This window comes from Streptomyces sp. NPDC001920 (assembly GCF_053594495.1).
In genome coordinates, this window is sequence record NZ_JBSFEP010000001.1 from 79,382 (window position 1) to 101,333 (window position 21,952).

The window sequence follows — 21,952 nt, forward strand, 5'->3', positions numbered from 1 at the left end:
CTCGCCGGCTCGGTTCAGACCTGGGACGCCCCGGTTCCGGTCGGGGCGCCCCAGGGGTTTCATCCCACCCGTACCAGGCCCTTGGGCACCAGATGCAGGGCGAGGAGTTCGTCACGGACCAGGCCGGCGTACGCCGTCGCGCCGTGCACCGAGGTGTGGGTGTTGTCCCGCTTCTCGTCGGAGAGGTACAGCGCCTTGGACGCCTCGACTCCCAGGGACTCCACCAGCGCCTTCGTCCTGGCCGTGAGGTCGATCAGGGGGACGTCCCGGGTGGCGGCGACCGAGCGGACGACGGCCGGGTGGTTGACGCCGAGACCGTTCACCAGCAGGGCCGTGCCGTTGTCCAGCGTGCCGTCGGCGTTGAACCAGCGGCGCACGACCGGAGTGACGAGGACGGGTTCACCGCCCTGCGCGCGGACACCGGCCACCAGTGTCTCCAGATTGGCGCGGTAGGTGGCCTCGTCGGTCGTCTTGTCGTTGTGGGCGAGCTGGATCAGGACCAGGTCGCGGGGGCGGATCCGCGGCTGGACGGTGGCCCACAGCCGGGGGTCGGCGAGATAGGTGACCGTGCTCTCGCCGGAGTCGGCGTGGTTGGCGACGGACAGCCCCTTGCGCAGGAACCGCGGCAGCTGCTGCCCCCAGCCGGCGTACGGGTCGCCGGGCTGGTCGCAGACGGTGGAGTCACCGACGAGGAAGATCCGGCGGGCGTGCCGGGCCGGGGTGACCTGGACGCCGGCGAGCGCGGGGGCCGAGCCGCCGAGTCGCAGGTCGAGGCCGGGGGTTCCGGCGGGGCCGGTGGGCTCGCCCTCGGGGGTGCGGACGTCCACGGTGAAGCTGCGGGCGACGCGCTCCCCGGCGGGTACCGCCGTCTGCGGGATCAGGGCGCGGCGGGTCTCACCGGTGACGCTGGTGCCGGACGCGCTCTGGCCGCCGAGGAGGACCTTCACGTCGTAGGTGCCGGGCGGGACGTCGAAGTGGCAGACGCCGGCGGTGCAGTTCTCGATGCCGAGCGCACGCTGACCGCAGTACGGCCCGGACGCGTGGGCCGGTACGGCCGACAGGACGGCGCTCAGGACCACCGCCGCCAGGACGGTGAGGTTGAAACGTCTCATTCGGTCGGCTCCTCCACGGACGACAAGGCCTGGCGGTGGACCGTACCGGGTACGGCAAGCGCTTTCTAGCCCCTCTCCCTGATTTCGCGACCTCGCCAACTTCCCCAAGTGAAAGCCCTTTCGCGAAATCGATTCAACTGTCACTCTCACTCACACCCGCAACCCCCACGTCCCGAAGGAGGCACCCCCATGCCCGGATCCACCGACAGACCGGTCCGACGCCGCACCTTCGTCCTGGGAGCCGCGGCCGCGGTGGGCTCAGCGGCCCTCGGCGGCACCGCGTCCGCCGCGGCCTTCGGCTGGAGGGACGACGGCTCGAACTACGTCGTCGACACCGGCGCCGACCTCGTCTTCAAGGTCGGCAAGACCAACGGCGACCTGACCTCGCTCGTTCACCGCGGCACGGAGTACCAGGGCTACGGCGGCAAGAACTCGCACATCGAGTCCGGGCTCGGCACCTCCGCCGTGTCGATCCGGCAGTCGGGGCCGACCGTCCTGATCTCGGTCGCCTACGGCACCCTGCGGCACTACTACGCGGCCCGCAGCGGCGAGAACAACATCTACCTCTGGACGAACAAGGCCGACGACTCGGTCTCGGCGACCCGCTTCATCCTGCGCGTGCGCAAGGGCCTGTTCCTCAACGACGAGCCCGACTCCTACACCTACGCGCCCACGGCCATCGAGGCCGCGGACGTCTTCCGCAAGGCCGACGGCCAGACCCGCTCCAAGCACTACTCGAAGGTGCGGGTCAAGGACTACGACTACATCGGCTGGCGGACCGCGAGCGTCGGCCTGTGGATGGTGCGCAGCAACCACGAGAAGGCGTCCGGCGGCCCGTTCTACCGCTCGCTGCTGCGGCACCAGAGCGCGGACGGCGGCGGCCTGTACGAGATCCTTTACTACGGCCAGAACCAGACCGAGGCCCAGCGGTTCGGCCTCCAGGGCCCGTACGTCATCGCCTTCACGGACGGCGGTGCGCCCTCCTCGGCGCTGTACCCGGGCACGCTCACGACGCCGTGGGCGGACTCGCTCGGCATCCCGGGATATGTGGGGGCGGGCGGCCGGGGCAGGGTGACGGGCGTCGGGATCTCCGGCCGGAACCCCGCCCACCCGTACACGGTGGGACTGGCCAACGCGTCCGCCCAGTACTGGGGTTCGGCGCGCGCCTCGGACGGCTGGTTCTCCGTCCCGGGTGTGCTGCCGGGGACGTACACGCTGACCGTCTTCAAGGGTGAGCTGGCGGTGTACGGCACGCCGGTGAGCGTGTCCGCGGGCGCCACGACCGCCCTCCACACGATCGCCGTCCCGGCCTCGGCCGACCCGGCCGACGCCTCCGCGATCTGGCGGATCGGTGACTGGAACGGCACGCCGAGCGGCTTCAAGAACGCCGACCTGATGACGTACGCCCACCCCTCCGACGTACGGGCCGCCCCCTGGACCGGCAACGTGGTGATCGGCAGCAACGAGACGGCGTCCTTCCCCTGCTACCTCTGGAAGGACGTCAACAGCGGGATTCTGGTGTACTTCAGGCTGACGGCGGCCCAGGCGGCGGCCGCGCACACCCTGCGGATCGGGGTGACGACGGCCTACGCCAACGGCCGGCCTCAGGTCACGGTGAACGACAGCTGGACGTCGGCCGTCCCGGCCCCGCCCGTTCAGCCGAGCACCCGTTCGCTGACCAACGGTTCCTACCGGGGCAACAACCACACCTTCACGTACAGCGTGCCGGCGTCCGCCTGGCAGACGGACACCGGCCGGTACAACGTGCTCAGGATCGACGTGGTGAGCGGTTCGGGGACGACGGGCTATCTCAGCGCCGGCACGGCGATCGACGCGATCGACCTGCTGGCGTAGGAACAGCGGTCATGTCCCGCGCGTCCACTGCTGATTGGTACCTCCGTTGCAGGTGTACGTGATGATGGCGGCGGAGTTGGCGGTGGACGCGCCGTTCACGTCCAGGCACTCGCCACTGGCGCGGGACCTGACGTTCACGTAGGAGCCGCCGGCGGTGACCGACCAGTGCTGGCCGGTCGCGGAGGCGTCGCAGTTCTCCTGCGTGACCGTGCTCGCGTTCTCCTGCAGGCACAGGCTGCTGTTCCTGGCCATCAGCTGGTAGGAGCCGCTGCCGACGGATCTGAACCAGTACTTCTGGTTGGTGCCGCCGTTGCAGTCGTACTGCTTGACCTGGGCCCCCTGCCACAGCGACCGGCTGGTCACGTCCGCGCACCTGCCGGAGTGGCGGGCGACGAGGGTGTGGTACGTGGCGCTGACGCCGGATACGGTCCCGGCGGCCGTGTCGACGGTGACCTCCGGCGACCAGGACATCGCCATCGTCGTCGAGTTGGAGAAGGTCAGCGGCAGCCACACGTGACGCGAGTCGTTGACGGTGCCGCCGAAGGAGTTGCCCCAGCGGTCCCCCATGTACAGGTACGAGGTTCCGGAACCGCCCTGCACCGGCAGGACGTAGGCGGTCTGCGAACCGTACGTCGTGGAGTCGCCGATGTTCCTCATGGCCGACCAGGGGCCGGTGATGCTGGTGGCCGTGGCGTACTGCTGCTGGTTGGGGTTCCAGCCGGTGGCGCCCGAGGTCAGCATGAAGTACACGCCGTTCCGCTTGAACAGCGCGGGGGCCTCGCGGTGACCGCCCGGCCAGGGGTTGGCGGCCAGGCTAGCGATGCCGGTGTAGTCGGCGGTGAGGCGGTAGATCTGCAGGTCTTGGTTCTCGCGGGCCGCGGAGATCATGTAACCGGCGCCGTCGGTGTCGACGAAGACCGTGATGTCGCGGGACATGTGCTGGCCGAGCGGCCGGAAGCTGCCCTGCCACGTGTAGTTCCCGTCGACGGTGTCGGAGACGGCGACCGCGGCGCGGGCCTCGCTGTAGTCGGTGCCGTTACCAGTAGTAGTGGGAGCCGACCTTGAGGACGCCGCCGCCGTGGGCGTGCACCGGGTTGCCCGCGGTGTCCTTGAACTGCGTGCCGTTGATGAGGGTCTGCGGCGCCGCCTGGGCGGGGCCCGCGGTGGCGAGGGCGCCGAACAGACCGAGGCACAGGGCGAGAAGGGTGGCGTACGCGCGTCTCATGTCATTCTCCTGACCGCGCGGTGTCGGCGACCGGGATGCCGAAGTCGGGGGTCCCGTCCGGCTTCCAGCCGAGCTGCTGGATGCGGGTATGGCGGTTGGGGTCGTTCAGGGGGTCGCCGTTGATCTCCTTGTACTGGCGGGCGTGGTAGACGAGGACGTCGGTGCGGCCGTCCTCGGCGACGGTGAAGCAGTTGTGGCCGGGGCCGTACTGCTTGGTGGTGTCGTTGCTGGTGAAGACCGGCGTCGGCGACTTGGTCCAGCTCGTCGGGTCCAGGAGGTGGCTGTCGGCGTCGGCGGTCAGCAGGCCCATGCAGTAGTGGGAGTCGGTGGCGCTGGCCGAGTACGTCATGAACAGGCGACCGTTGCGCTTGAGGACGTACGGTCCCTCGTTGACCTTGAAGCCGATGCACTCCCAGTCGTACTCCGGTGTGGACAGGCGCACCTGAGGTCCCTTCAGGGTCCACGGGTTGGCCATCTCGGACAGGAAGATGCCGGTGTTGCCGGATGTGCCGGGCTCGTGCTGGGCCCAGGCGAGGTAGCGCCTGCCCCGGTGGGTGAAGGTGGTGGCGTCCAGGGAGAAGGTCTCCCAGGCCGTCTTGACCTGGCCCTTCTCCACCCAGGTGCCCTTGAAGGGGTTGCGGTGGGCGTTCTCCAGCACCCATATGCGGATCGCCCAGACGTCCTCGGCGGGCGCGGAGGCGAAGTAGATGTACCACTTGCCGCCGACGCGGTGCAGTTCGGGCGCCCAGACATGGGCGCCCATGGGGCCGGTGGGGTGGGCCCTCCAGATGACGGACTCGTCCGCCGTGCCGAGTCCGCCCAGGGTGCGGGAGCGGCGCAGGATGATCCGGTCGTACTCGGGTGCGGTGGCGGTGAAGTAGTAGAAACCGTCCTTGTGCCGGTGGATGTGCGGGTCGGCCCGGTTGCGGACGAGCGGGTTGACGAAGGGGGCCGGCCCGGGCCGCCCGTCCGGTGGGGCCGTCGTGGCGGCGGTGGCGGCTTGGGCGGCACCGGGGACGGCGACGAGGGCACCGGCGGCTGCGGCGCCCATCAGCAGCACCCTGCGGCTGGGGGGGGGTCGGGCAGAGCGTGGTCGCGGTCGCGGCTCATGCGGGGGGCCTGCCTCTCCATGGGGGACACACGGCGTCATCACCTGATGCCTCGCCAGACATCTGCCGCTGTCCGGGATTTCGTACATCATCTGTGATTACGAACGCCGAAAAGGTAAGGGTGTGACAAGAGGAGGTCAACGGGTCCGACGGGGTGAACACGGCTCGACACGGCCGGCCCTGCGGCCGCCGGTGGTCGGCCAGGCCCACCGCTTCCGCCCACCACGAGCCCGGCGCCCGATCAGCCATCCGATTTTCTGTCTTTCTGTTATCCGCCACCCACGGCCGCGTCTCCGATACGTGCGCAGCCTCATCCACACCGCAGCAGCGGCCGCCGGCGCTCTCGCCGCGGTCGCCGCCCTGACCGTGGCCGCTCCCCCGGCGGCCGCCGCCACCCGGGACGCGACGGCCGACGTACTCGCCGGCCGGAACGTGACCCTCGACGGCGACACAGTGATCACCGTCCCACCGGGTACCACCACCTACGACGGCGTCCTGAGCGGTCGGGGCACGCTCACCGTCCGGGGCACCGGGACGCTGATCCTGACCAGGGACAGCGACTTCACGCTGCCCCGGTCCCGGCAGCGGCAGCACGTACGGGTCCAGGGCGGGAACCACCCGTACGTCACCACGACGGACCCGGACCCGCCCGCGATCACGGTCTCGCGCGGGGCGACCCTCCAGTACGGCGACGGCGGCACGACCGGGCTGATCGGCCACTTCCCGTACGGCACCCCGGCGTTCCGGCTCAACCAGAACAACATCCGGGTCGACGGCACACTGCGCCTGGCTCTCAGGAGCGCCTACAACCTGGGCACCATCAGCGGCTCCGGCCTGATCACCCAGCCGCGGTTCCTGTGGGGCACGTGGGACCTGGCGGGCGCCCACCCCTTCTCCGGGGTGATCGACAACGGCACACAGACGAACGCCGGGCGGCCCGAGTACGCGACCGCGCTGCCCCACGTACGCAAGGTCCTCAACCAGGGGACCTGGACCGTGGACACCCCGCTGGGCAAGACCGTCACCCTGGGCATGGACTTCTACCAGCGCGAGTACGGCAGCGACATCAACGTCCAGTCCCGGCCGGGCGGCAAGGTCGTGCTGACCGGGCAGTACAGCTGGTCGGACCGGGGCGGGGACACCGACCCCTCGCTCAGCGACCCGTCCCTGAACTGGACGCCCGCGCGGAAGAACGTCAACAAGCGCGGCACCAACATCAAGGGCGCCGACGTCCAGTGGGGCGACGGGACGACCGACAGGATCTTCATGCCGGGCACGGCCGAGACGGTCTACATCAACCTGCTGGCGGCGCGCTCCCGGTCCCGCCTGACGTTCGACTACAACGGCCCGGTGACGCTGGGCGCCCCCATCGGCGGCGGCCGGTTCCACGACACGCTCGCGGCACCGGGCGCGGGGGACGTCGTCATCAAGGGGACACGGGGCAACGACGTCACCTTCGCCGCCGTCCAGTACTACGACGGCTCGACGACCGTGGAGAAGGGCGCCGTGCTGCGGCTGGGCAGCGGCAGGTCCGGCGGTGACGGCGGGCTCTACACGCGCGGCGGGCACCACAGGGTCGTCAACGACGGCTCGCTGGTGCTGAACAACACCCGCAGGGCGCTGTCGCTGTCGCGGATCAGCGGCAGCGGGTCGCTCACGCAGGCGGGCGCGGCGACGACGACCCTGACGGGGAGCGCGGTGACGTACACCGGCCCGACCACGGTCAGGAAGGGCACGCTGGCACTGCGCGCCGGGGCGACCCTGGGCCACAGCAGGGCGATCCGGCTGACGTCGGCTCGGTCGCGTCTGGACGCGGGCGCCTCGGGGCTGCGGGTGACCTCGGCACTGACCGGCAAGGGCACCGTGAAGGGTGCGGTGACGAACGACGGTGTGGTGACGGGCGGACTGACCGTGTCCGGCTCGTACTCGCAGTCGGCGCGGGGCGAACTGGTACTGCGTGACGCTCCGTTGACGGTGACGGGAGCGGTCCGGCTGGCCGGGGACCTGGACCTCGCCTCCGTCACGACCGCGGCCGGGCCCGCCGGGAGGATCACGGTCCTGGACCACAGGGGCCGGTCGAGGACGACCGGCGCCTTCGACGGTCTGGCGGAGGGCGAGCCGCTGAAACTGAACGACACGACGTACCGGATCAGCTACCGGGGCGGCGACGGCAACGACGTCGTCCTGACCGCCGTCAGCGCGAGCCCCTCCTCCGGCACGCCCCGCGCAGCGGCGGGCACCCTCGTCTCCCCCGGCGCCCGGACCGCGGGCACCACGACCGGCGGCCTCGGCTGGTGGCCGTACGTCCTGGCCTCGGGGCTGCTGGTGGGGCTCGCGGTACCGGCGACGAGGCTGGGCAGGAGACGACGCGGTGGCCGTCGGGGCGGACGGCACACGGCTTAGCGGGGCCGGGGGTGCCCGGGGCTCGTCCCGCATTCCGGGCACCGGCCTGCTCTCGACTACCGTCGTCAGCATGACCAGCGCCATCACCCTCGCCGAAGCCCTCACCGCCGGGACCGTCGTACTCGACGGCGGCATGTCCAACCAGCTGGAAGCCGCGGGGCACGATCTCGGTGACGAACTGTGGTCGGCGCGGCTGCTCGCGGAGCGGCCCGAGGCGATCACCGAGGCGCACCTGGCGTACTTCCAGGCGGGGGCGGACGTGGCGATCACGTCCAGTTACCAGGCCACCTTCGAGGGCTTCGCCAAGCGCGGTATCGAGCCGGAGCGGGCGGCGGAGCTCCTCGCTGCGAGCGTGGAGCTGGCGCGCGAGGCGGTACGACAGGCAGGCGCCGAGGGTGTCACCCGGCCGCTGTGGGTGGCCGCGTCCGTCGGGCCTTACGGGGCGATGCTGGCGGACGGCTCCGAGTACCGGGGGCGGTACGGCCTCGGCGTCGACGAGCTGGAGCGCTTCCACCGACCCCGTCTGGAGGTACTGGCCGGCGCCCGGCCCGACGTGCTGGCGCTGGAGACGGTCCCGGACGCCGACGAGGCCGAGGCACTGCTGCGGGCGGTGCGCGGGCTCGGCGTCCCGGCCTGGCTGTCGTACTCCGTCGCCGGTGACCGTACCCGCGCGGGGCAGCCGCTGGAGCAGGCGTTCGCCCTGGCCGCCGACGCCGACGAGGTGATCGCGGTCGGCGTGAACTGCTGTGCCCCCGAGGATGTCGACGGTGCGATCGCCACCGCGGCGCGCGTCACGGGCAAGCCGGTCGTCGTCTACCCCAACAGCGGCGAGGCCTGGAACGCCGAGGCCCGTGCGTGGGACGGGCGTTCCTCCTTCGCCACCGAGCAGGTGCGCGGATGGCGGCAGTCCGGGGCCCGGCTGATCGGCGGGTGCTGCCGGGTGGGGCCGGAGGCCATCGGCTCCATCGCGCGTACGTTGGCTCAGGCGCCGTAGCCGCCGGTGGGCGTGACGCGCCCGGAGCCGGGTGCCCTGCCGGCTCCGGCGCCGGCCCGGACGCGCGTCATGCCGGCAACCGGCTGGATCGGCGGTGACGCTGCCGTCACGTCAGTTTCCGGACATCGCCGACCGCGCCTCGCCGCCGTCCTCGAACGATGATCGGATACTCTGACCGCGCCGCCGTGTGACGATCGCCGGGCAAACCCTGGGGGCCATTGATCGCCCGGCGGAACCACCGGCATCTGCGTCAGGACGCGTGACGTGCCCGTCCACCCGTCCCGTGGGGATGCATGTGTCGCGAGCGCGCACGAAGGAGACAGCCATGGGGGACCGAACGCCCGACACCAGCGTCCTCGACCAGGACGACCCACCGACGCAGCGCTCCCGCGCGGAAGGCGATCAGGCCCGCACTCCGGCCGGCCCGGACACCGACCGGTCGTCGGATGAACCGGCGTCGGACTCGGCACGGGTGGAGACGCCGGGTGAGGCGGCCGAGTCGGGGGAATCGGGGGAACCGGACGAGTCCGCGCCGGAGGAGCCGGCAGGGACGCGGGAGACAGCCGCGGGGGCGGCAGAGCCTGAGGATCCGGAGGGGTCCGAGGCAGCGGGCATATCCGACGGGCCGAAAGAGCCCGAGGCGCACAGCACCGCCGACGAGCCGGAAGAGCCCGAGGCAGCGGATGCGTCGGAAGCTGCGCAGGAGCCTCAGCGGACGACGGACGCCGCGGACGAGTCCTCGGACGTCGACGACGGCGACGCCGACGCCGACGCCGACACAGCGCCCCGCCGAGGCACAGACATCACCGAAGCCACCGCCGAAGACGACACCACCTCGCCGGAGGCGGGCCTCGACGCGGCTGCCCGAAGCGGCGCCACGGCCTCGGACGAGACCGCCGAACCGACCGCCGGGGACGAGAACACGGCACCGGACGACGGCGCCAAGGCCACCTCCCAGGGCGACGGCACGGAGCCGGGCAAGAACGCCGAACCGACCGCCGAGGACGCCGGCACCGCGACGGACAACGATGCCCAGCAAGCCCCCGAGGGCGACACGAAGTCCGGCCAGGACACCGAACCGGCCCCCGAGGACGCCGGCACCGCGACGGACAACGATGCCCAGGAAGCCGCCCAGGACGGCACGAAGTCCGGCGCGGACGCCGAAGCGGACGACTCCGAGCCGGGTGACGAAGCCGGACCGGCCCCTGTGGACGACGGCGCCGAACCGGACGAGGACACCGAACGCCCCGCCGAGGACAAGAGCTCCGGTTCGGCTGCCGCCGACGAGCCCGGCGACGCCACCCCGGCGGAGTCCTCCGAGAGCACGCGGACGGTCGCGTTGCGGCCGCCGAAGGACGTGGCGGGATCCGACAGGACGATGACGCTCGGCGTCGCCGACCTGCCGCCCGTGGAGCCGCGCACTCCCCCGGCCTCGCCCATCGACCTGCTCGCGCAGCTCACCAACACGCCGCCGCCACCGAACACTCCGGCCCGCACGGCCCTGCGCCGGGTCAAGATCTGGTCGCCCCTCGTGGCGCTGCTGGCGCTGGTCGCGCTGGTCGTGCAGGTGGTGCGCCCGTTGCCCGAGCCGAGCCTCGTGGTCGACACGAAGGCGGCGTCGTTCACCGTGGGCGGCGGTACGTTCAGCATGCCGTGGCCCGAGAAGGGGCAGGCCGCGGTCATGGTCGCGGGCTCGGGCAGCATCGGGGCGTTCGGGGAGCAGAAGCCCGTTCCGACGGCGAGCGTCGCCAAGATCATGACGGCGTACGTGGTCCTCCGTGAGCACCCGATCAAGCGGGACGAGCCCGGCCCCACCGTCACGGTCGACGCCAGGACCGTGGAGGAGGGCAACGCCAAGCACGAGTCACGCATCGTGGGGCTGCGGGTCGGACAGAAGTACACCCTGCAGGACATGCTGAAGATGCTGATGATCCCGTCGGGCAACAACGTGGCCCGGCTGCTCGCGCGGTGGGCCACCGGAGCCGAGGACGAGACCGCGTTCGTCCGGAAGATGAACGAGGCAGCCAGGTCGCTCGGCATGAAGAACACGACGTACACCGACCCCAGCGGTCTGGACAAGGGGACCGTCAGCACGGCCGTCGACCAGCTCAAGCTGGCCGAGGCGGTCATGAGGTTCGACTCCTTCCGGATGGTCGTCGCCCTGCCGGACGCCGAGATTCCCGGGGTCGGGCGCATCTACAACAACAACAGTCTGACCACGGCCGGGCTGAGCGTCAGAGGCATCAAGACCGGCTCCAACACCCCCGCCGGCGGCACGCTGTCCTGGGCGGCGTACAAGACGGTGGACGGCGAGGACCGGCTGATCCTGGGCACGATGATGGACCAGCACGTCACGGGTCCGGACCCCAACGGCTCGAACAGCCTCGCGCTGGTGCTGGCCAACAGCAAGAAGGTCATCAAGGCGGTCCGTGACGCCCTCACGTCCGCGACGGCGGTACGCAAGGGCCAGGTCGTCGGACACGTCGACGACGGCCTCGGCGGCCGTACGCCGGTGGTGGCCACCAAGGACCTGAAGGTGGTCGGAACTCCGGGACAGAAGCTGAAGCTCACGTTCCGCGAGGGCGACAAGGACCTCGTCGGCGGGATGAAGGCCGGGACCGTCGTCGGCGAACTCACCCTGGAGGGCGTCACGGGGGCGGAACGCGTCCCGGTGGCACTGGAGTCGGAGCTTCAGGAACCGTCTCTCGGGGCGAAGTTGACCCGGATCGGCTGAGGCGGGCCGGGACCGTGCCACTGCCGTCCGTGCGGACATCGCCCACGGTCCCGGCGCCCGACGGCCCCCGTGCGAGGGGGCCGTCGCGGCCGGTGCCGGACGTTCCTCAGTTCACTTCTGCAGGACGGCCGTCATCACGTCCCGCGCGATGGGGCCGGCCAGGCTGCCACCGGAGATGTCCTCACGCGAGATGTCCATGTCGGTGGGGTCGATGAAGACGGCCACCGCGACGGACTGACCGTCGGGCTTCACGCCGTACGAGACGAACCAGCCGAAGGGAACCTGGTCGCGCACGTTCACGCCGCGCTGGGCCGTTCCGGTCTTGCCCCCCACCGTGATGCCGTCGATCAGGGCCTTGCGGGCACTGCCCTCCTTGGCGGTGTGCTCCATCATCTCCCGGACCTTCTCGGCCGTGGACTCGGAGACCGCCTCGCTCATGACCTGGGGCTCGTGCTCCTCCAGCGCGGTCAGGTCGGGGGACCGCAACTCGTCGACGATGTAGGGCTGCATCACCTTGCCGTCGTTGACGATCGCGGCGGTCACCATGGCCATCTGCATCGGGGTGCTGGTGAGGCTGCCCTGGCCCATGCCGGTCAGCGCGGTGCCGGGCTTGTCCAGCACCTCCGGGTAGAGGCTCTTGGTGGCCCGCAGGTCACCGAGGTCGGACGAGTAGACGTCCTCGTTGAACCCGAACTTCTCGGCGGTCTCGCGCATCTTGTCCGCGCCCACCTTCACGGCCGCGTCGAGGAAGACGTTGTTGCAGGAGTACTGCATGGCCGTCTTCATGGACGCCTTGTCGCAGACGCCGTCACCGGCCTGGCTGCCGATCCTGTTGGTCGACTGCGGCAGTTTGTACGGCGAGGCGGCGTCCGAGGCGGCGTCGATGTCCGTGACCACGCCGTGCTCCAGCGCCGCGGCGGCGGTGAGGATCTTGAAGGTCGAGCCGGGCGGGAAGGTCTCCCGCAGCGCGCGGTTGGCCAGCGGCTTCGCCTTGTCGGCGCCGAGCTTGCGGAACCTCTCGCTCTCCTTGAGGGAGTTGCCGGCGAACGTCGAGGGGTCGTAGGACGGAGTCGAGACGAGGGCGAGCACCTTGCCCGTCGCCGGGTCCAGTGCCACGACCGAGCCGCGGGCACCCAGTTCCATGAGGCCCTTGTATCCGGCTTCCTGAGCCCGGGGGTCGATCGTCGTGATCACGTCCCCACCGCGCCGCTCCTTGCCGGTGACGACGTCCGTGAAGCGTTCGAACGCCAGCCGGTCGTCCTGGCCGCTGAGCACGCTGTCGTACGTGCCCTCCAGGAAGGTCATCCCCATGGACTGGGAGGCGTATCCGGTGACCGGCGCGTACATGGGGCCGTTCTTGTACTTGCGTACGAACTTCAGGTCCGACCCCTCGGACTCCACCGAGTCCGTGATGGCCTTCGCACCCACGATGATGTCGCCACGCTCCGTGGCGTACCGGTCGATCAGCACGCGGCGGTTCTCGTCGTCGGTGGCGAGTTCGTCCGCCTGCACGTACTGGAGCCAGTTGGCCCGGATCAGCAGCGCGAGCATCAGCAGCCCGCAGAAGATGGCTATGCGTCTCAACGGCTTGTTCACGCGGGAGCACCTCCAGCGGCGGGCTTGCGGCCCGTCTGCCGGGCGGCGTTCGCGACCGGCTGAAGCCCTCTCGACGGCGTCGGCCGGGCGAAGGTCGGAGTGGGAATTACCATGGCAGCACCATAGTTGAGCGCATTGACGCAATCCTCGTCGACGGATCAGAACCAGCAAACCGAAGCCGCCGTGGCGGTGGGCGGAACACCTCGAAAGTGACCGGACGTCGATCTCCCGGGTCCGCGACGTGTCCGACCTCTTCTGCGCGCACGGCACGGGGAAGGACGAGGAGCAGTGGTCGACGGTTGCCGTGACTGCCGTACGACGAGGTGCGCGAGCCGAAGCTCTCGCTGATGCGCGAGGCGCTGAAGCCGGTGGCTGAAGCGGGTGGCTGGGCCTCACGGCGGTCGTCGCCGCCACCGGCACGGCCGCCGAGGCGCGGACCGGCCCGCGTCCGGTGACCGCCGCTCGCGTCGTCGACGGGTCGCGGGCCGCCGCGGGCCGCTCGCCCGCCGCCTCGCAGACACGGAACCGACCCACCGCGCCGTCGAGTTGCAGAGCCGTGGCCGTGGGGCGGGGCGAGGCGTCGTCAGCGCCGGCGCACGGAGCCGGGCAGCCGCAGCCGCCGTACGACCGACCGCGCATCCGTACTGCGGAGGGGGGAACCGTCGACGAGAGCGGGCGCGGGTACGGGTTGCGCGGGCGGGGTGGTGGCCGCCCACAGGGCGAGCTCCGCGTCGCGCGGGCCGTGCGCCGTGTGCGTGTCGCCGTCGCCGAAGATGCGCACCGGATGCGCGTCGTCCCACGCCGGCCACCCGGGGTCGCCCTCCGCCACGAACCGCACCCACGCCCCGTGCATCTCCTCCGCCAGCTCCTGCGGGGCGTCCTCACCGGCCAGCTTGCGGGACTCGGGGGCCGTGCCGCTGTCGAAGACGAAGCCGAGTTCCAGCGCGTGGCAGGAGCCGAGGCCGGGGAGACCGGAGGGCCAGGCGAACTCGTACAGGTACGACGACCCGGGGCGGGCGTCGGCCAGGCGGTGCAGGGGACGGCGCAGCAGGTGGTCGGTGACCATCTGGCCGACGATCTCGGCGGTGCCGGCGTCGGGGTGCAGGGCGCGGTAGCCGCGGGGCACGTCGGCGCCCGCGCGGCAGCGGGCCATCGCGCCGGCGAGGGCGACGGCGCCGAGCCGGTCGACGCGCTCCATGAGGCCGCCGGGCACCAGCCACAGCCGGTACTCGTCGCGGGTCCAGCCCATCAGCAGGTCGACGTCCCGGGCCGCACCGCCCTGCGTGAGCGCTTCCAGGGGGTCGCGGGGGACGAGGTCGCCGTCCACGACGATGCCGAAGGCGGGTCCGCCCAGCACGGGGCTGCTGAGCCTGCCCACTTCGGCCTGGGTGCGCAGCAGCAGGTCACGGTCGACCTCGGCGAAGGCGGCGGCGGTGGCCGGTGTCCTCAGCCGGGTGGCCATCCGGCGCACCATCCGCCGTACCTTGTCCCGCTCGGCCGCCTCGGGCGGCCCGCTCTGCAGGACGGCCCGCCGCACCAGGCCCTGGGCCTGCGGTGCCGCGAGCAGGGCGCCGACGCTGATGGCCCCGGCGGACTGGCCGGCGAGGGTGACGCGGCCCGGGTCGCCGCCGAAGGCCGCGACGGCTTCATGGACCCAGTGCAGGGCGGCGAGCTGGTCGCGCAGCCCGGGGTTGGCGGGGGCGTCCGGGAACAGTCCGTAGCCCTCCACTCCCAGTCGGTAGTTGACCGAGACGCAGACGACGCCGTCGCGGGCGAAGGTCTGCCCCTCGTACACGGGTATGCCCGATGATCCCCTGGTCAGGGCGCCGCCGTGCAACCACACCAGGACCGGGAGCCGGGCGTTGGGGCCCGGTTCGGGTGTCCAGACGTTGAGGTTGAGGCAGTCGTCGCCGGGCACGACGGGGTCGGACAGGTACTGAGCGAAGGCATCGGAGTACGGCGGTTTCGGCGCGGTCGGCCCGAAGGACCCGGCGTCGCGCACACCGTCCCACGGCTGGGGCGGCACGGGCGGCCGGAACCGCCGGGGGCCGAAGGGGGGTGCCGCGTAGGGGATGCCCCGGAACACCGCGACGCCGTTCTCGTACCGGCCCCGTACGGCACCGTACGGCGTGTTCACCACAGGGTCTGTCCGGACTGCTGCCATACGTCCACCAGCCTCCTCACCGCGCTCGTGCACCGTGAAGATCAGAGCACTTCATTGTGGCCCGGTATTCCGGCGCACGGGCTGATGTGAGGGGCCGTTCGGCGTACCCGGCTCCTTCGCGTCCGGGAGGGCTTGCGTACGCCGGCCGGTCCGGCGCCGGGCTTCACCCGGCTCTGCGACGACTGCGGGTCCCAAGCTGCGTTCGACCGGGCGACGGCCGGGATCCGTGCCCTGGATCCCGTCGTCTCCGCCGGCACGGCCGGGTCACGGGCCTCCGCCTCACCTGCTGGTGGCCGGGCGCCTGTTCGACGTTTCGAGAACCTTGTGGTGCGTCGGCGTCCCGTGCCGTCCCGCGCACTCGGCCCCTTCCGGAGTCATGCCGGCGAACCTAGGCTGAGGAAGCGCTTACTGTTTGCGCGCCGGTCGAAACTTTCATGGCCCTCGGGCGGGCCGGAGAGGTGGTTCCCGATGGTCCGTGCGGGCCGTGCGAGCGTGGCGGCCGGGCCGACCCTGGCGGTCGTCGCCCGCGAGGCCGGAGTGTCCGTGCCGACCGCGTCCAAGGTGGTCAACGGCCGCGAGGACGTGGCGCCCGAGACCCGCCGCCGGGTCACCGAGGCACTGGACCGGCTCGGATACGTCCGCAGACCCCGCTTCGACGTGGCGAAGGCCCCCGGACTGGTCGACCTCGTCGTGCACTCGCTGGACAGCTCCTGGTCGGGGGCGGTGCTGCACGGAGTGGAGGAGGCGGCGCACGACGCGGGACTGGAGGTGGTGGTCTCCGCGGGTCTGACCCGTACCCGGGGCGGGCGTCCCGAACGCGGCTGGCTGGACAAGCTGATCGCCCGGGGCTCGTCCGGCGTGCTGTTCAACCTGGCCGAGCTGACGGCCTCTCAGTTCGCGTGGCTGGAGCAGCACCGCATCCCGTTCGTGATGATCGACCCGGTGCTGGAGCCCCCGCCCGGGGTGGTGTCGGTGGGCGCGGCGAACTGGCACGGCGGGGTGACGGCGACGGAGCACCTGCTCTCGCTCGGCCACGAGCGCGTCGCGGTCGTGGCCGGGCACCAGCGCAAGATGTGCAGCGTCGCCCGCGTGGCCGGCTACCGCTCGGCGCTCGCATCGGCCGGGATACGGCACCGTCCCGAGTACGTCCGGCACGCGGGTTTCGACGAGGACGTCGCCCACCGCCGGATGCTGGAACTGCTCGATCTGCCCGAGCCGCCGACGGCCGTCTTCGTGTGCTCGGACGGCATGGCCCTCGGGGTCTGCGAGGCGCTGGCGCAACGGGGTATGCGCGTGCCGGACGACATGAGCGTCGTCGGCTTCGACGACCTGCCCGAGGCCCGCTGGATCACCCCGGCGCTCACCACGGTCCGCCAGCCGCTGTCGGAGATGGCGGCGACGGCGCTGCGGCTGCTGGTGCGGATGATGGACGGAGAGCGGCCGGAGAGTACGCGGACGGAGTTGTCGACGCGACTGGTGGAGCGGTCCAGCACGGCCGTCCCGCACGCCGGCTCCCGCTGAGGTGCCGTCGGCGATGCCGGCGAAACCGCTGCATCGACGGCGTTCGTACGGTCGCCGAGCTGGTGGCAGGCGTGGCCGAGGGTGTCTCGGGTGCCTGCCCGGCAGCGCCGCGTACGTGAGGAACGGCCCGGCGACGCCGGGCAGCAAGGAAGAAGGCCCGGCACCCGCGGACGGCGCCCATGAGGATCCGTCCGACGCCGCTCGACGACGGCACCGTCGCCCCCGGCGACCGTCCCGCGCGGCCGCCGTCCCGCCCGGCGGCGCACAGGTGTTCCGTGCGTGGCCCGGCCTGCGTAGCCTCGGCTGCGATGAACGCCATCCCCGCGCTCCTGGACCATCTCGTCCTCGCGACCCCCGATCTGGCCGCCACCGTCGCCGACTTCGCCCGGCGCACCGGCGTGACGCCCGCCCCGGGCGGTGTGCATGTCGGGCTCGGCACGCGCAACCACCTGGTGTCGCTGGGCGGCACCAGCTATCTGGAGATCATCGGCCCCGACCCCGAGCAGTGCCCGCCCGGATCGCCCCGCCCGTTCGCCGTCGACGGGCTCACCGCGGCGCGCATGGTCACCTGGGCGATCAGCCCGCCCGACCTGGACGCGGCGATCGCGTACGCGCGGGCGCACGGCTACGACCCCGGGCCGGCCCAGGCGATGAGCCGCCGCCGGCCCGACGGCACGCTGCTGGAATGGCGGCTCACCGACGGCGAAGACGCCCACCCCTGCGGCCTCGTCCCCTTCCTCATCGACTGGGGCGGCTCGGTGCACCCCACCGCCACGGGCCTGCCCACCACTCCCCTGCTCTCCCTGTCGGCCCGCGCCCCCGACCCGGACGAGATCCGGCCCCTGCTGGCGGCACTGGGCACGGACCTCGACCTCACGACGGGCCCGGTGGGGTTCTCCTGCACGCTGGACACACCGCTGGGGCCGGTGACCTTCCACTGAGGTCTGTCCGAAACCTTCAAGACCGGCCGCTTCCCCGGTGCCTACGGTGGCGGCATGACTCCACGATTCGACGCCATCGGCCTCGTCGTCTCCGACATGGCCGCCTCCGTCGCCTTCTACCGCCGCCTCGGCTTCGCCTTCCCCGAGGGCTCCGAGGGCGAGCCGCACGCCGAGGCCGCGCTGCCGGGCGGGCTGCGGCTGATGCTCGACACCGAGGAGACCGTGCGGTCCTTCCTCCCTGGGTGGCAGCCCCCGACGGGAGACGGCCGGCACTCGCTGGCGTTGCGGTGCGAGAGCCCGGCGGAGGTCGACGCCGTGTACGAGGCGCTGGTGGCCTCCGGCTACCACGGCGAACTCAAGCCGTGGGACGCCTTCTGGGGCCAGCGGTACGCCAGTGTGCAGGACCCGGACGGAAACGGCGTCGACCTGTTCGCGCCGCTAGTCGCTCCGCCGGGCCAGTAGCTCACCCAGCGGCACGCCCGCCAACTCCTTGACGTCCCGCGCCAGGTGGGCCTGGTCGGCGAACCCGGCGCGGGCGGCCGCGTCCGCGTACGGCACACCCCGGCGGACGAGATCGAGGGCCCTTTGCATCCGCAGGATCCGCGCCAGCGTCTTGGGGCCGTACCCGAACGCGCCGAGGCATCGGCGGTGCAACTGCCGTGGGCCGAGGCCGAGTTCGTCGGCCGTGGCGGCGACGGCGCGGCCCGAGTCGAGGGCGGCGACGACCCGCCGCAGCAGCGGGTCGGGCGGTTCCGCGTCGGCGGCGCGCTCCAATGCCACGTCTTCGAGCGCGGTGACCGGGTCGGCCGCGGCCGCGACACGGCCACGCAGGCGCCGTACCCGCGAGGCCGGCCAGAGCTCGGCGAGGTCCACGCGTCGGTCGCGCAGTTCGTGCGCCGGAACTCCCAGGAAGGCCGGCGCGGTGCCGGGGTAGAAGCGGATGCCGGTCCAGGTGCCGCCGTCGCCCGGCGTGAGGTACGCGCGCGTGTCGGGCCCGGCGACGAGCAGCCGCCCGTCCTTCCAGAGCAGGTCCATGCACCCGTCGGGCAGCACGCGCCCCGCGCCGGGCCCCTCAGGGGTGTTCGTCCACAGGACGGCACCCGGCAGCCGGGAAGACCGCTCCGCGTACATGGGGGCCAGGCTACGCCGCGACGCCCTCAGGGAGCCTGCCCCGCCGCCACCCGCCCCCGGTGCTCCTGCGGACTGACCCCGTACACCCGCTTGAACGCGCTGGACAGGGCGAACGCGCTCCCGTACCCCACCCTCCGGGCGATGGCTTCCAGGGTGTCGTCGCCGTCCCGCAAGGCGTCCGCCGCAAGTCCCAGCCGCCACCCCGTCAGATACGTCATCGGCGGCTCCCCCACCAGGTCCGTGAACCGCCGGGCCAGCGCGGCCCGCGACACCCCTGCTTTCGCCGCCAGCGAGCCCACCGTCCAGGGATGCGCGGGGTCGTCGTGCACGAGCCGCAGCACACGGCCGACGACCGGGTCCGCCATCGCCCGGTACCAGGCGGGCGCCTCCGCCTGCGGACGTGCGAACCAGGTCCTGAGCGCGGCGATGACCAGCAGGTCGAGCAGCCGGTCCAGGACGACCTCCTGGCCGGGCTCGTCGCGGACGATCTCCTCCATGAGGTACGGCGTGAGCGGGCAGTCCCACGCCTCCGCCGCAAGGGACAGCAGCGGCGGCAGCGCGTTCAGCAGCCGCCCGCTGATCTCGCCCTGCCACAGATACGTGCCGATCAGCATGACGGCCGAGCCGTCCGGCCGGTCGCCCCAGGTGCGTACGCCGAGGTCCATGGAGCCGTTGAGGGGGCGGCCGTCGGGGTAGCGGCACTCGGCGCCCGGGAGGACGAGGGCCTGGGGTGCGGTGCCGGGGTCGTCGGCGCAGCTGTAGGGGTCCGGGCCGCGGGCGATCGCGAGGTCGCCGGGACGCAGCCGGATCCGCTCCCCCCGGTCCGGGACCACCCAGGCGTCGCCGCGGACCATGACCATGACGGTGAGCGGGGCGCGGTCCTCGACGCGGACGGACCAGGGCGGCTCGAAGCACGCACGGATCATGAAGGCGCCACGCGCGCGTGGGCCCTCCAGCAGACCTGCGAGAGCGTCCATGGCGTCAGCGTAGACGTCCGCTTATGGGAATGAGCCGTTCAGCGATGGGGCGTCCCGGCACCGCGCCGTTGACTGGACCCATGACGCAGAACACGGCGGAAACGGCGCAGAAGCCAGCGATGACGGTGGTGGTGACCGGTGCCTCGGGTCGTACGGGCAGCCGGGTGGCGGAAGCGGTCCGAGCGGCGGGGCTGACGGTGCGGCCGGCGTCGCGGGCGCGGGGCTTCGACTGGGAGGACCCGGCGACCTGGTCCGGGACTCTGCGGGACGCGGACGCCGCGTACCTGGTGTACCCGTCCGACATCGGCGCCCCGGCGGCGGCCGAGGGCGTCGGGGCGCTGGCCCGGGAGGCGGTCGGGCTCGGTGTACGGCGGCTGGTGCTGCTGTCGGCGCGCGGCGAGGACCAGGCGCTGGCGGCCGAGGAGGCGCTGACGTCGTCCGGCGCGGACTGGACGATCGTGCGGGCCGCGTGGTTCGCGCAGAACTTCAGCGAGGGGCCGCTGGTGCCGGGGATGCGCCAGGGGGAACTGGTCTTTCCGGCGGCCGAGGTGCAGGAGCCGTTCGTCGACGTACGGGACGTCGCGGACGTGGTGGCGGCCGTCCTGACGTGCGGCGACCGGTACGCCGGGCGGCTGGTGGAACTGACCGGGCCGCGGCTGCTGACGTGGCGGGAGGCGGTGGCGGAGATCTCCGCGGCGGCCGGACGGACGCTCACGTACACACCGGTCCCGACCCGGGCCTACGGCGAGGCCCTGACCGGCTTCGGGGTGCCGCCCGAGGAGGTCGAGCTCCTGATCGAGGTCTTCGACACCCTCATGGACGGCCGCAACGCCCACGTCACGCACGGCGTCCGCGAGGTGCTGGGCCGGGAGCCCCGCGACTTCGCGGACTTCGCCCGGGAGGCCGCGGCGGCCGGTACGTGGCGGGCGTGAGCCGGCGTACGGGCGCCCCCTAGGAGTCCTCCGGCTTGTGCGGCGGGTGGTGGTGATGCGGGCTCTTCACATGGGTGCGCAGCCGGGACGTCACGTCCTCGGGCGGCAGGAAGCGGGACCACCGCTCGGGGAACTCCGACGGCATGTCCGGGTCGTCGGGGTCCGACTCGCGGTGGGCGGCGGCGCGGGCCACGTACTCGGCGACCTGCGCCTCACGCATCCGCTCGTTCGCGGCGCGGGCCGCGGCCGTCGCGGCGGCCGGCCAGACCCGGTCGATGGCGGCGTTCACCGCCGCCCCGACGAGCACCGCGAACGCGGACACACCGATCCACAGCATCACGGCGACGGCGGCGGCGAGGGAGCCGTAGATCGACGCGCCCTCGATCGTGTTCGTCAGGTAGATGCGCAGCAGGAAGCTGCCCAGCACCCACATCCCGAGGGCGACCAGCGCGCCGGGCACGTCCTCGATCCAGGGCGAGCGCACCGGCACGGACACGTGGTACAGCGTCGTCAGGAACGCGATCGACAGGACGATCACCACCGGCCAGTACAGAACCTGCACCAAGGTCTCCGACCACGGCACGATCCGTACCACCGCGTCCGGCCCCGCCACCATCAGCGGCAGCGCCACCGAGCCGATCAGCAGCGCCGCGATGAACAGCAGGAACGCCACCAGCCGCGTCTTGACGATGCCCCGCACACCGTCGAGGCCGTACATCACGGTGATCGTGTCTATGAAGACGTTCACCGCGCGCGACCCCGACCACAGCGCGAACAGGAAGCCGACGGAGATCACGTCGGGGCGGCCGCCGTTCATCACGTCGTCCAGGATCGGCTGGGCGATCTGACGCACCCCCTTGTCGGACAGGACGGTGCGCGAGGCTTCGAGGAGGTTGGTCTCCAGGCTGTCGATGGTGTCGGTGCCGGTCCAGTCGTCGACGTAGCCGAGGAGGCCGATGAGGCTGAGCAGCAGCGGCGGCACGGACAGCAGCGTGAAGAAGGCGGCCTCGGCCGCGAGGCCCAGGATGCGGTACTCGATGCAGGAGTTGACGGTGTCCTTGAGCAGCAGCCAGGCGGTCCTGCGCTTGGAGACGTTCCGGTAGAGGACACGTGCCCTGTGGAGACGGCCGGAGGGCCGTTCGGGGGTTTCACTTGCTGGCTGCACGACCTAACGGTATCCGTCGCGCGGGGGCGCGATCGTCGCGGCGCCGGTCACGCGCCCGCACCACCTGCCGGACCGTCCGCGCCGCGGCCGCCAG

14 protein-coding genes and 2 pseudogenes are annotated in these 21,952 nt (G+C 72.1%); 8 read left to right on the forward strand and 8 right to left on the reverse strand.

Annotated elements, in window-relative coordinates:
• Window positions 1–59 precede the first annotated feature (59 nt).
• A complete protein-coding gene (locus ACWCPI_RS00305) occupies window positions 60–1,112 on the reverse strand; it encodes a rhamnogalacturonan acetylesterase (protein ID WP_451035956.1) in 1,053 nt (350 codons plus the stop codon).
• 189 nt (window positions 1,113–1,301) lie between these two features.
• On the opposite strand from ACWCPI_RS00305, the gene ACWCPI_RS00310 reads away from it, so the two are divergent.
• On the forward strand, window positions 1,302–2,966 hold the full coding sequence (locus ACWCPI_RS00310) for a rhamnogalacturonan lyase B N-terminal domain-containing protein (RefSeq protein WP_451035957.1): 1,665 nt from the start codon (window positions 1,302–1,304) through the stop codon (window positions 2,964–2,966).
• Between the two features lie 9 nt (window positions 2,967–2,975).
• On the opposite strand, the pseudogene ACWCPI_RS00315 reads toward ACWCPI_RS00310, so the two are convergent.
• Window positions 2,976–4,191: pseudogene (locus ACWCPI_RS00315) on the reverse strand (RICIN domain-containing protein).
• A gap of 1 nt (window position 4,192) precedes the next feature.
• A pseudogene (locus tag ACWCPI_RS00320) lies at window positions 4,193–5,301 on the reverse strand (glycoside hydrolase family 43 protein).
• Between the two features lie 299 nt (window positions 5,302–5,600).
• Here ACWCPI_RS00320 and ACWCPI_RS00325 point away from each other — a divergent pair.
• The 3 genes from ACWCPI_RS00325 to ACWCPI_RS00335 all read left to right on the forward strand — a co-directional run bounded on the left by ACWCPI_RS00325 (window position 5,601) and on the right by ACWCPI_RS00335 (window position 11,431).
• The gene (locus ACWCPI_RS00325; RefSeq protein WP_451035958.1) at window positions 5,601–7,703 is read left to right on the forward strand and encodes an autotransporter-associated beta strand repeat-containing protein; all 2,103 of its coding nucleotides are present in this window, start codon (window positions 5,601–5,603) and stop codon (window positions 7,701–7,703) included.
• Between the two features lie 70 nt (window positions 7,704–7,773).
• Window positions 7,774–8,697, forward strand: a complete 924-nt coding sequence (gene mmuM, locus ACWCPI_RS00330) for a homocysteine S-methyltransferase (RefSeq protein WP_451035959.1) — start codon at window positions 7,774–7,776, stop codon at window positions 8,695–8,697.
• Between the two features lie 325 nt (window positions 8,698–9,022).
• Window positions 9,023–11,431, forward strand: a complete 2,409-nt coding sequence (locus ACWCPI_RS00335; RefSeq protein WP_451035960.1) for a serine hydrolase — start codon at window positions 9,023–9,025, stop codon at window positions 11,429–11,431.
• Window positions 11,432–11,542: 111 nt separating this feature from the next.
• Here ACWCPI_RS00335 and ACWCPI_RS00340 read toward each other — a convergent pair whose 3' ends face one another.
• Both ACWCPI_RS00340 and ACWCPI_RS00345 read right to left on the reverse strand, forming a co-directional pair.
• Window positions 11,543–13,027, reverse strand: coding sequence for a peptidoglycan D,D-transpeptidase FtsI family protein (locus ACWCPI_RS00340; protein WP_451035961.1), 1,485 nt, complete (start codon window positions 13,025–13,027; stop codon window positions 11,543–11,545).
• 583 nt (window positions 13,028–13,610) lie between these two features.
• On the reverse strand, window positions 13,611–15,191 hold the full coding sequence (locus ACWCPI_RS00345) for a carboxylesterase/lipase family protein (protein WP_451035962.1): 1,581 nt from the start codon (window positions 15,189–15,191) through the stop codon (window positions 13,611–13,613).
• 468 nt (window positions 15,192–15,659) lie between these two features.
• On the opposite strand from ACWCPI_RS00345, the gene ACWCPI_RS00350 reads away from it, so the two are divergent.
• The 3 genes from ACWCPI_RS00350 (at window position 15,660) to ACWCPI_RS00360 (ending at window position 18,115) form a co-directional block, all read left to right on the forward strand.
• Entirely contained in the window at window positions 15,660–16,712 is a 1,053-nt protein-coding gene (locus ACWCPI_RS00350; protein WP_451035963.1) for a LacI family DNA-binding transcriptional regulator, read from the forward strand.
• A 308-nt stretch (window positions 16,713–17,020) separates the two neighbouring features.
• Window positions 17,021–17,653 carry a VOC family protein gene (locus ACWCPI_RS00355; RefSeq protein ID WP_451035964.1) on the forward strand — a complete coding sequence of 211 codons (633 nt, stop codon included), beginning with the start codon at window positions 17,021–17,023 and terminating at the stop codon, window positions 17,651–17,653.
• 54 nt (window positions 17,654–17,707) lie between these two features.
• Complete coding sequence (locus ACWCPI_RS00360; RefSeq protein WP_451035965.1) at window positions 17,708–18,115, forward strand: VOC family protein; 408 nt, start codon at window positions 17,708–17,710, stop codon at window positions 18,113–18,115.
• Here ACWCPI_RS00360 and ACWCPI_RS00365 read toward each other — a convergent pair.
• Both ACWCPI_RS00365 and ACWCPI_RS00370 read right to left on the reverse strand, forming a co-directional pair.
• Window positions 18,092–18,784: a helix-turn-helix domain-containing protein gene (locus ACWCPI_RS00365; protein ID WP_451035966.1), complete on the reverse strand. Its 693-nt coding sequence runs from the start codon at window positions 18,782–18,784 to the stop codon at window positions 18,092–18,094. The genes ACWCPI_RS00360 and ACWCPI_RS00365 overlap by 24 nt on opposite strands.
• A 26-nt stretch (window positions 18,785–18,810) precedes the next feature.
• Complete coding sequence (locus ACWCPI_RS00370; RefSeq protein ID WP_451035967.1) at window positions 18,811–19,761, reverse strand: cupin domain-containing protein; 951 nt, start codon at window positions 19,759–19,761, stop codon at window positions 18,811–18,813.
• Window positions 19,762–19,841: 80 nt separating this feature from the next.
• Between ACWCPI_RS00370 and ACWCPI_RS00375 the strand changes: the two genes are divergently transcribed.
• Window positions 19,842–20,693 carry an NmrA family NAD(P)-binding protein gene (locus tag ACWCPI_RS00375; RefSeq protein WP_451035968.1) on the forward strand — a complete coding sequence of 284 codons (852 nt, stop codon included), beginning with the start codon at window positions 19,842–19,844 and terminating at the stop codon, window positions 20,691–20,693.
• A gap of 19 nt (window positions 20,694–20,712) precedes the next feature.
• On the opposite strand, the gene ACWCPI_RS00380 is transcribed toward ACWCPI_RS00375, so the two are convergent.
• Window positions 20,713–21,858, reverse strand: coding sequence for a YihY/virulence factor BrkB family protein (locus ACWCPI_RS00380; RefSeq protein WP_451035969.1), 1,146 nt, complete (start codon window positions 21,856–21,858; stop codon window positions 20,713–20,715).
• Between the last annotated feature and the right edge of the window lie 94 nt (window positions 21,859–21,952).

Bases quoted from the DNA above. Each gene is read 5' to 3' on its own strand.
- ACWCPI_RS00305 (WP_451035956.1), bottom strand. From the start codon at position 1,112: ATGAGACGTTTCAACCTCACCGTCCTGGCGGCGGTGGTCCTGAGCGCC.
- ACWCPI_RS00310 (WP_451035957.1), top strand. From the start codon at position 1,302: ATGCCCGGATCCACCGACAGACCGGTCCGACGCCGCACCTTCGTCCTG.
- mmuM (WP_451035959.1), top strand. From the start codon at position 7,774: ATGACCAGCGCCATCACCCTCGCCGAAGCCCTCACCGCCGGGACCGTC.
- ACWCPI_RS00335 (WP_451035960.1), top strand. From the start codon at position 9,023: ATGGGGGACCGAACGCCCGACACCAGCGTCCTCGACCAGGACGACCCA.
- ACWCPI_RS00345 (WP_451035962.1), bottom strand. From the start codon at position 15,191: ATGGCAGCAGTCCGGACAGACCCTGTGGTGAACACGCCGTACGGTGCC.
- ACWCPI_RS00350 (WP_451035963.1), top strand. From the start codon at position 15,660: ATGGTCCGTGCGGGCCGTGCGAGCGTGGCGGCCGGGCCGACCCTGGCG.
- ACWCPI_RS00355 (WP_451035964.1), top strand. From the start codon at position 17,021: ATGAACGCCATCCCCGCGCTCCTGGACCATCTCGTCCTCGCGACCCCC.
- ACWCPI_RS00360 (WP_451035965.1), top strand. From the start codon at position 17,708: ATGACTCCACGATTCGACGCCATCGGCCTCGTCGTCTCCGACATGGCC.
- ACWCPI_RS00365 (WP_451035966.1), bottom strand. From the start codon at position 18,784: ATGTACGCGGAGCGGTCTTCCCGGCTGCCGGGTGCCGTCCTGTGGACG.
- ACWCPI_RS00370 (WP_451035967.1), bottom strand. From the start codon at position 19,761: ATGGACGCTCTCGCAGGTCTGCTGGAGGGCCCACGCGCGCGTGGCGCC.
- ACWCPI_RS00375 (WP_451035968.1), top strand. From the start codon at position 19,842: ATGACGCAGAACACGGCGGAAACGGCGCAGAAGCCAGCGATGACGGTG.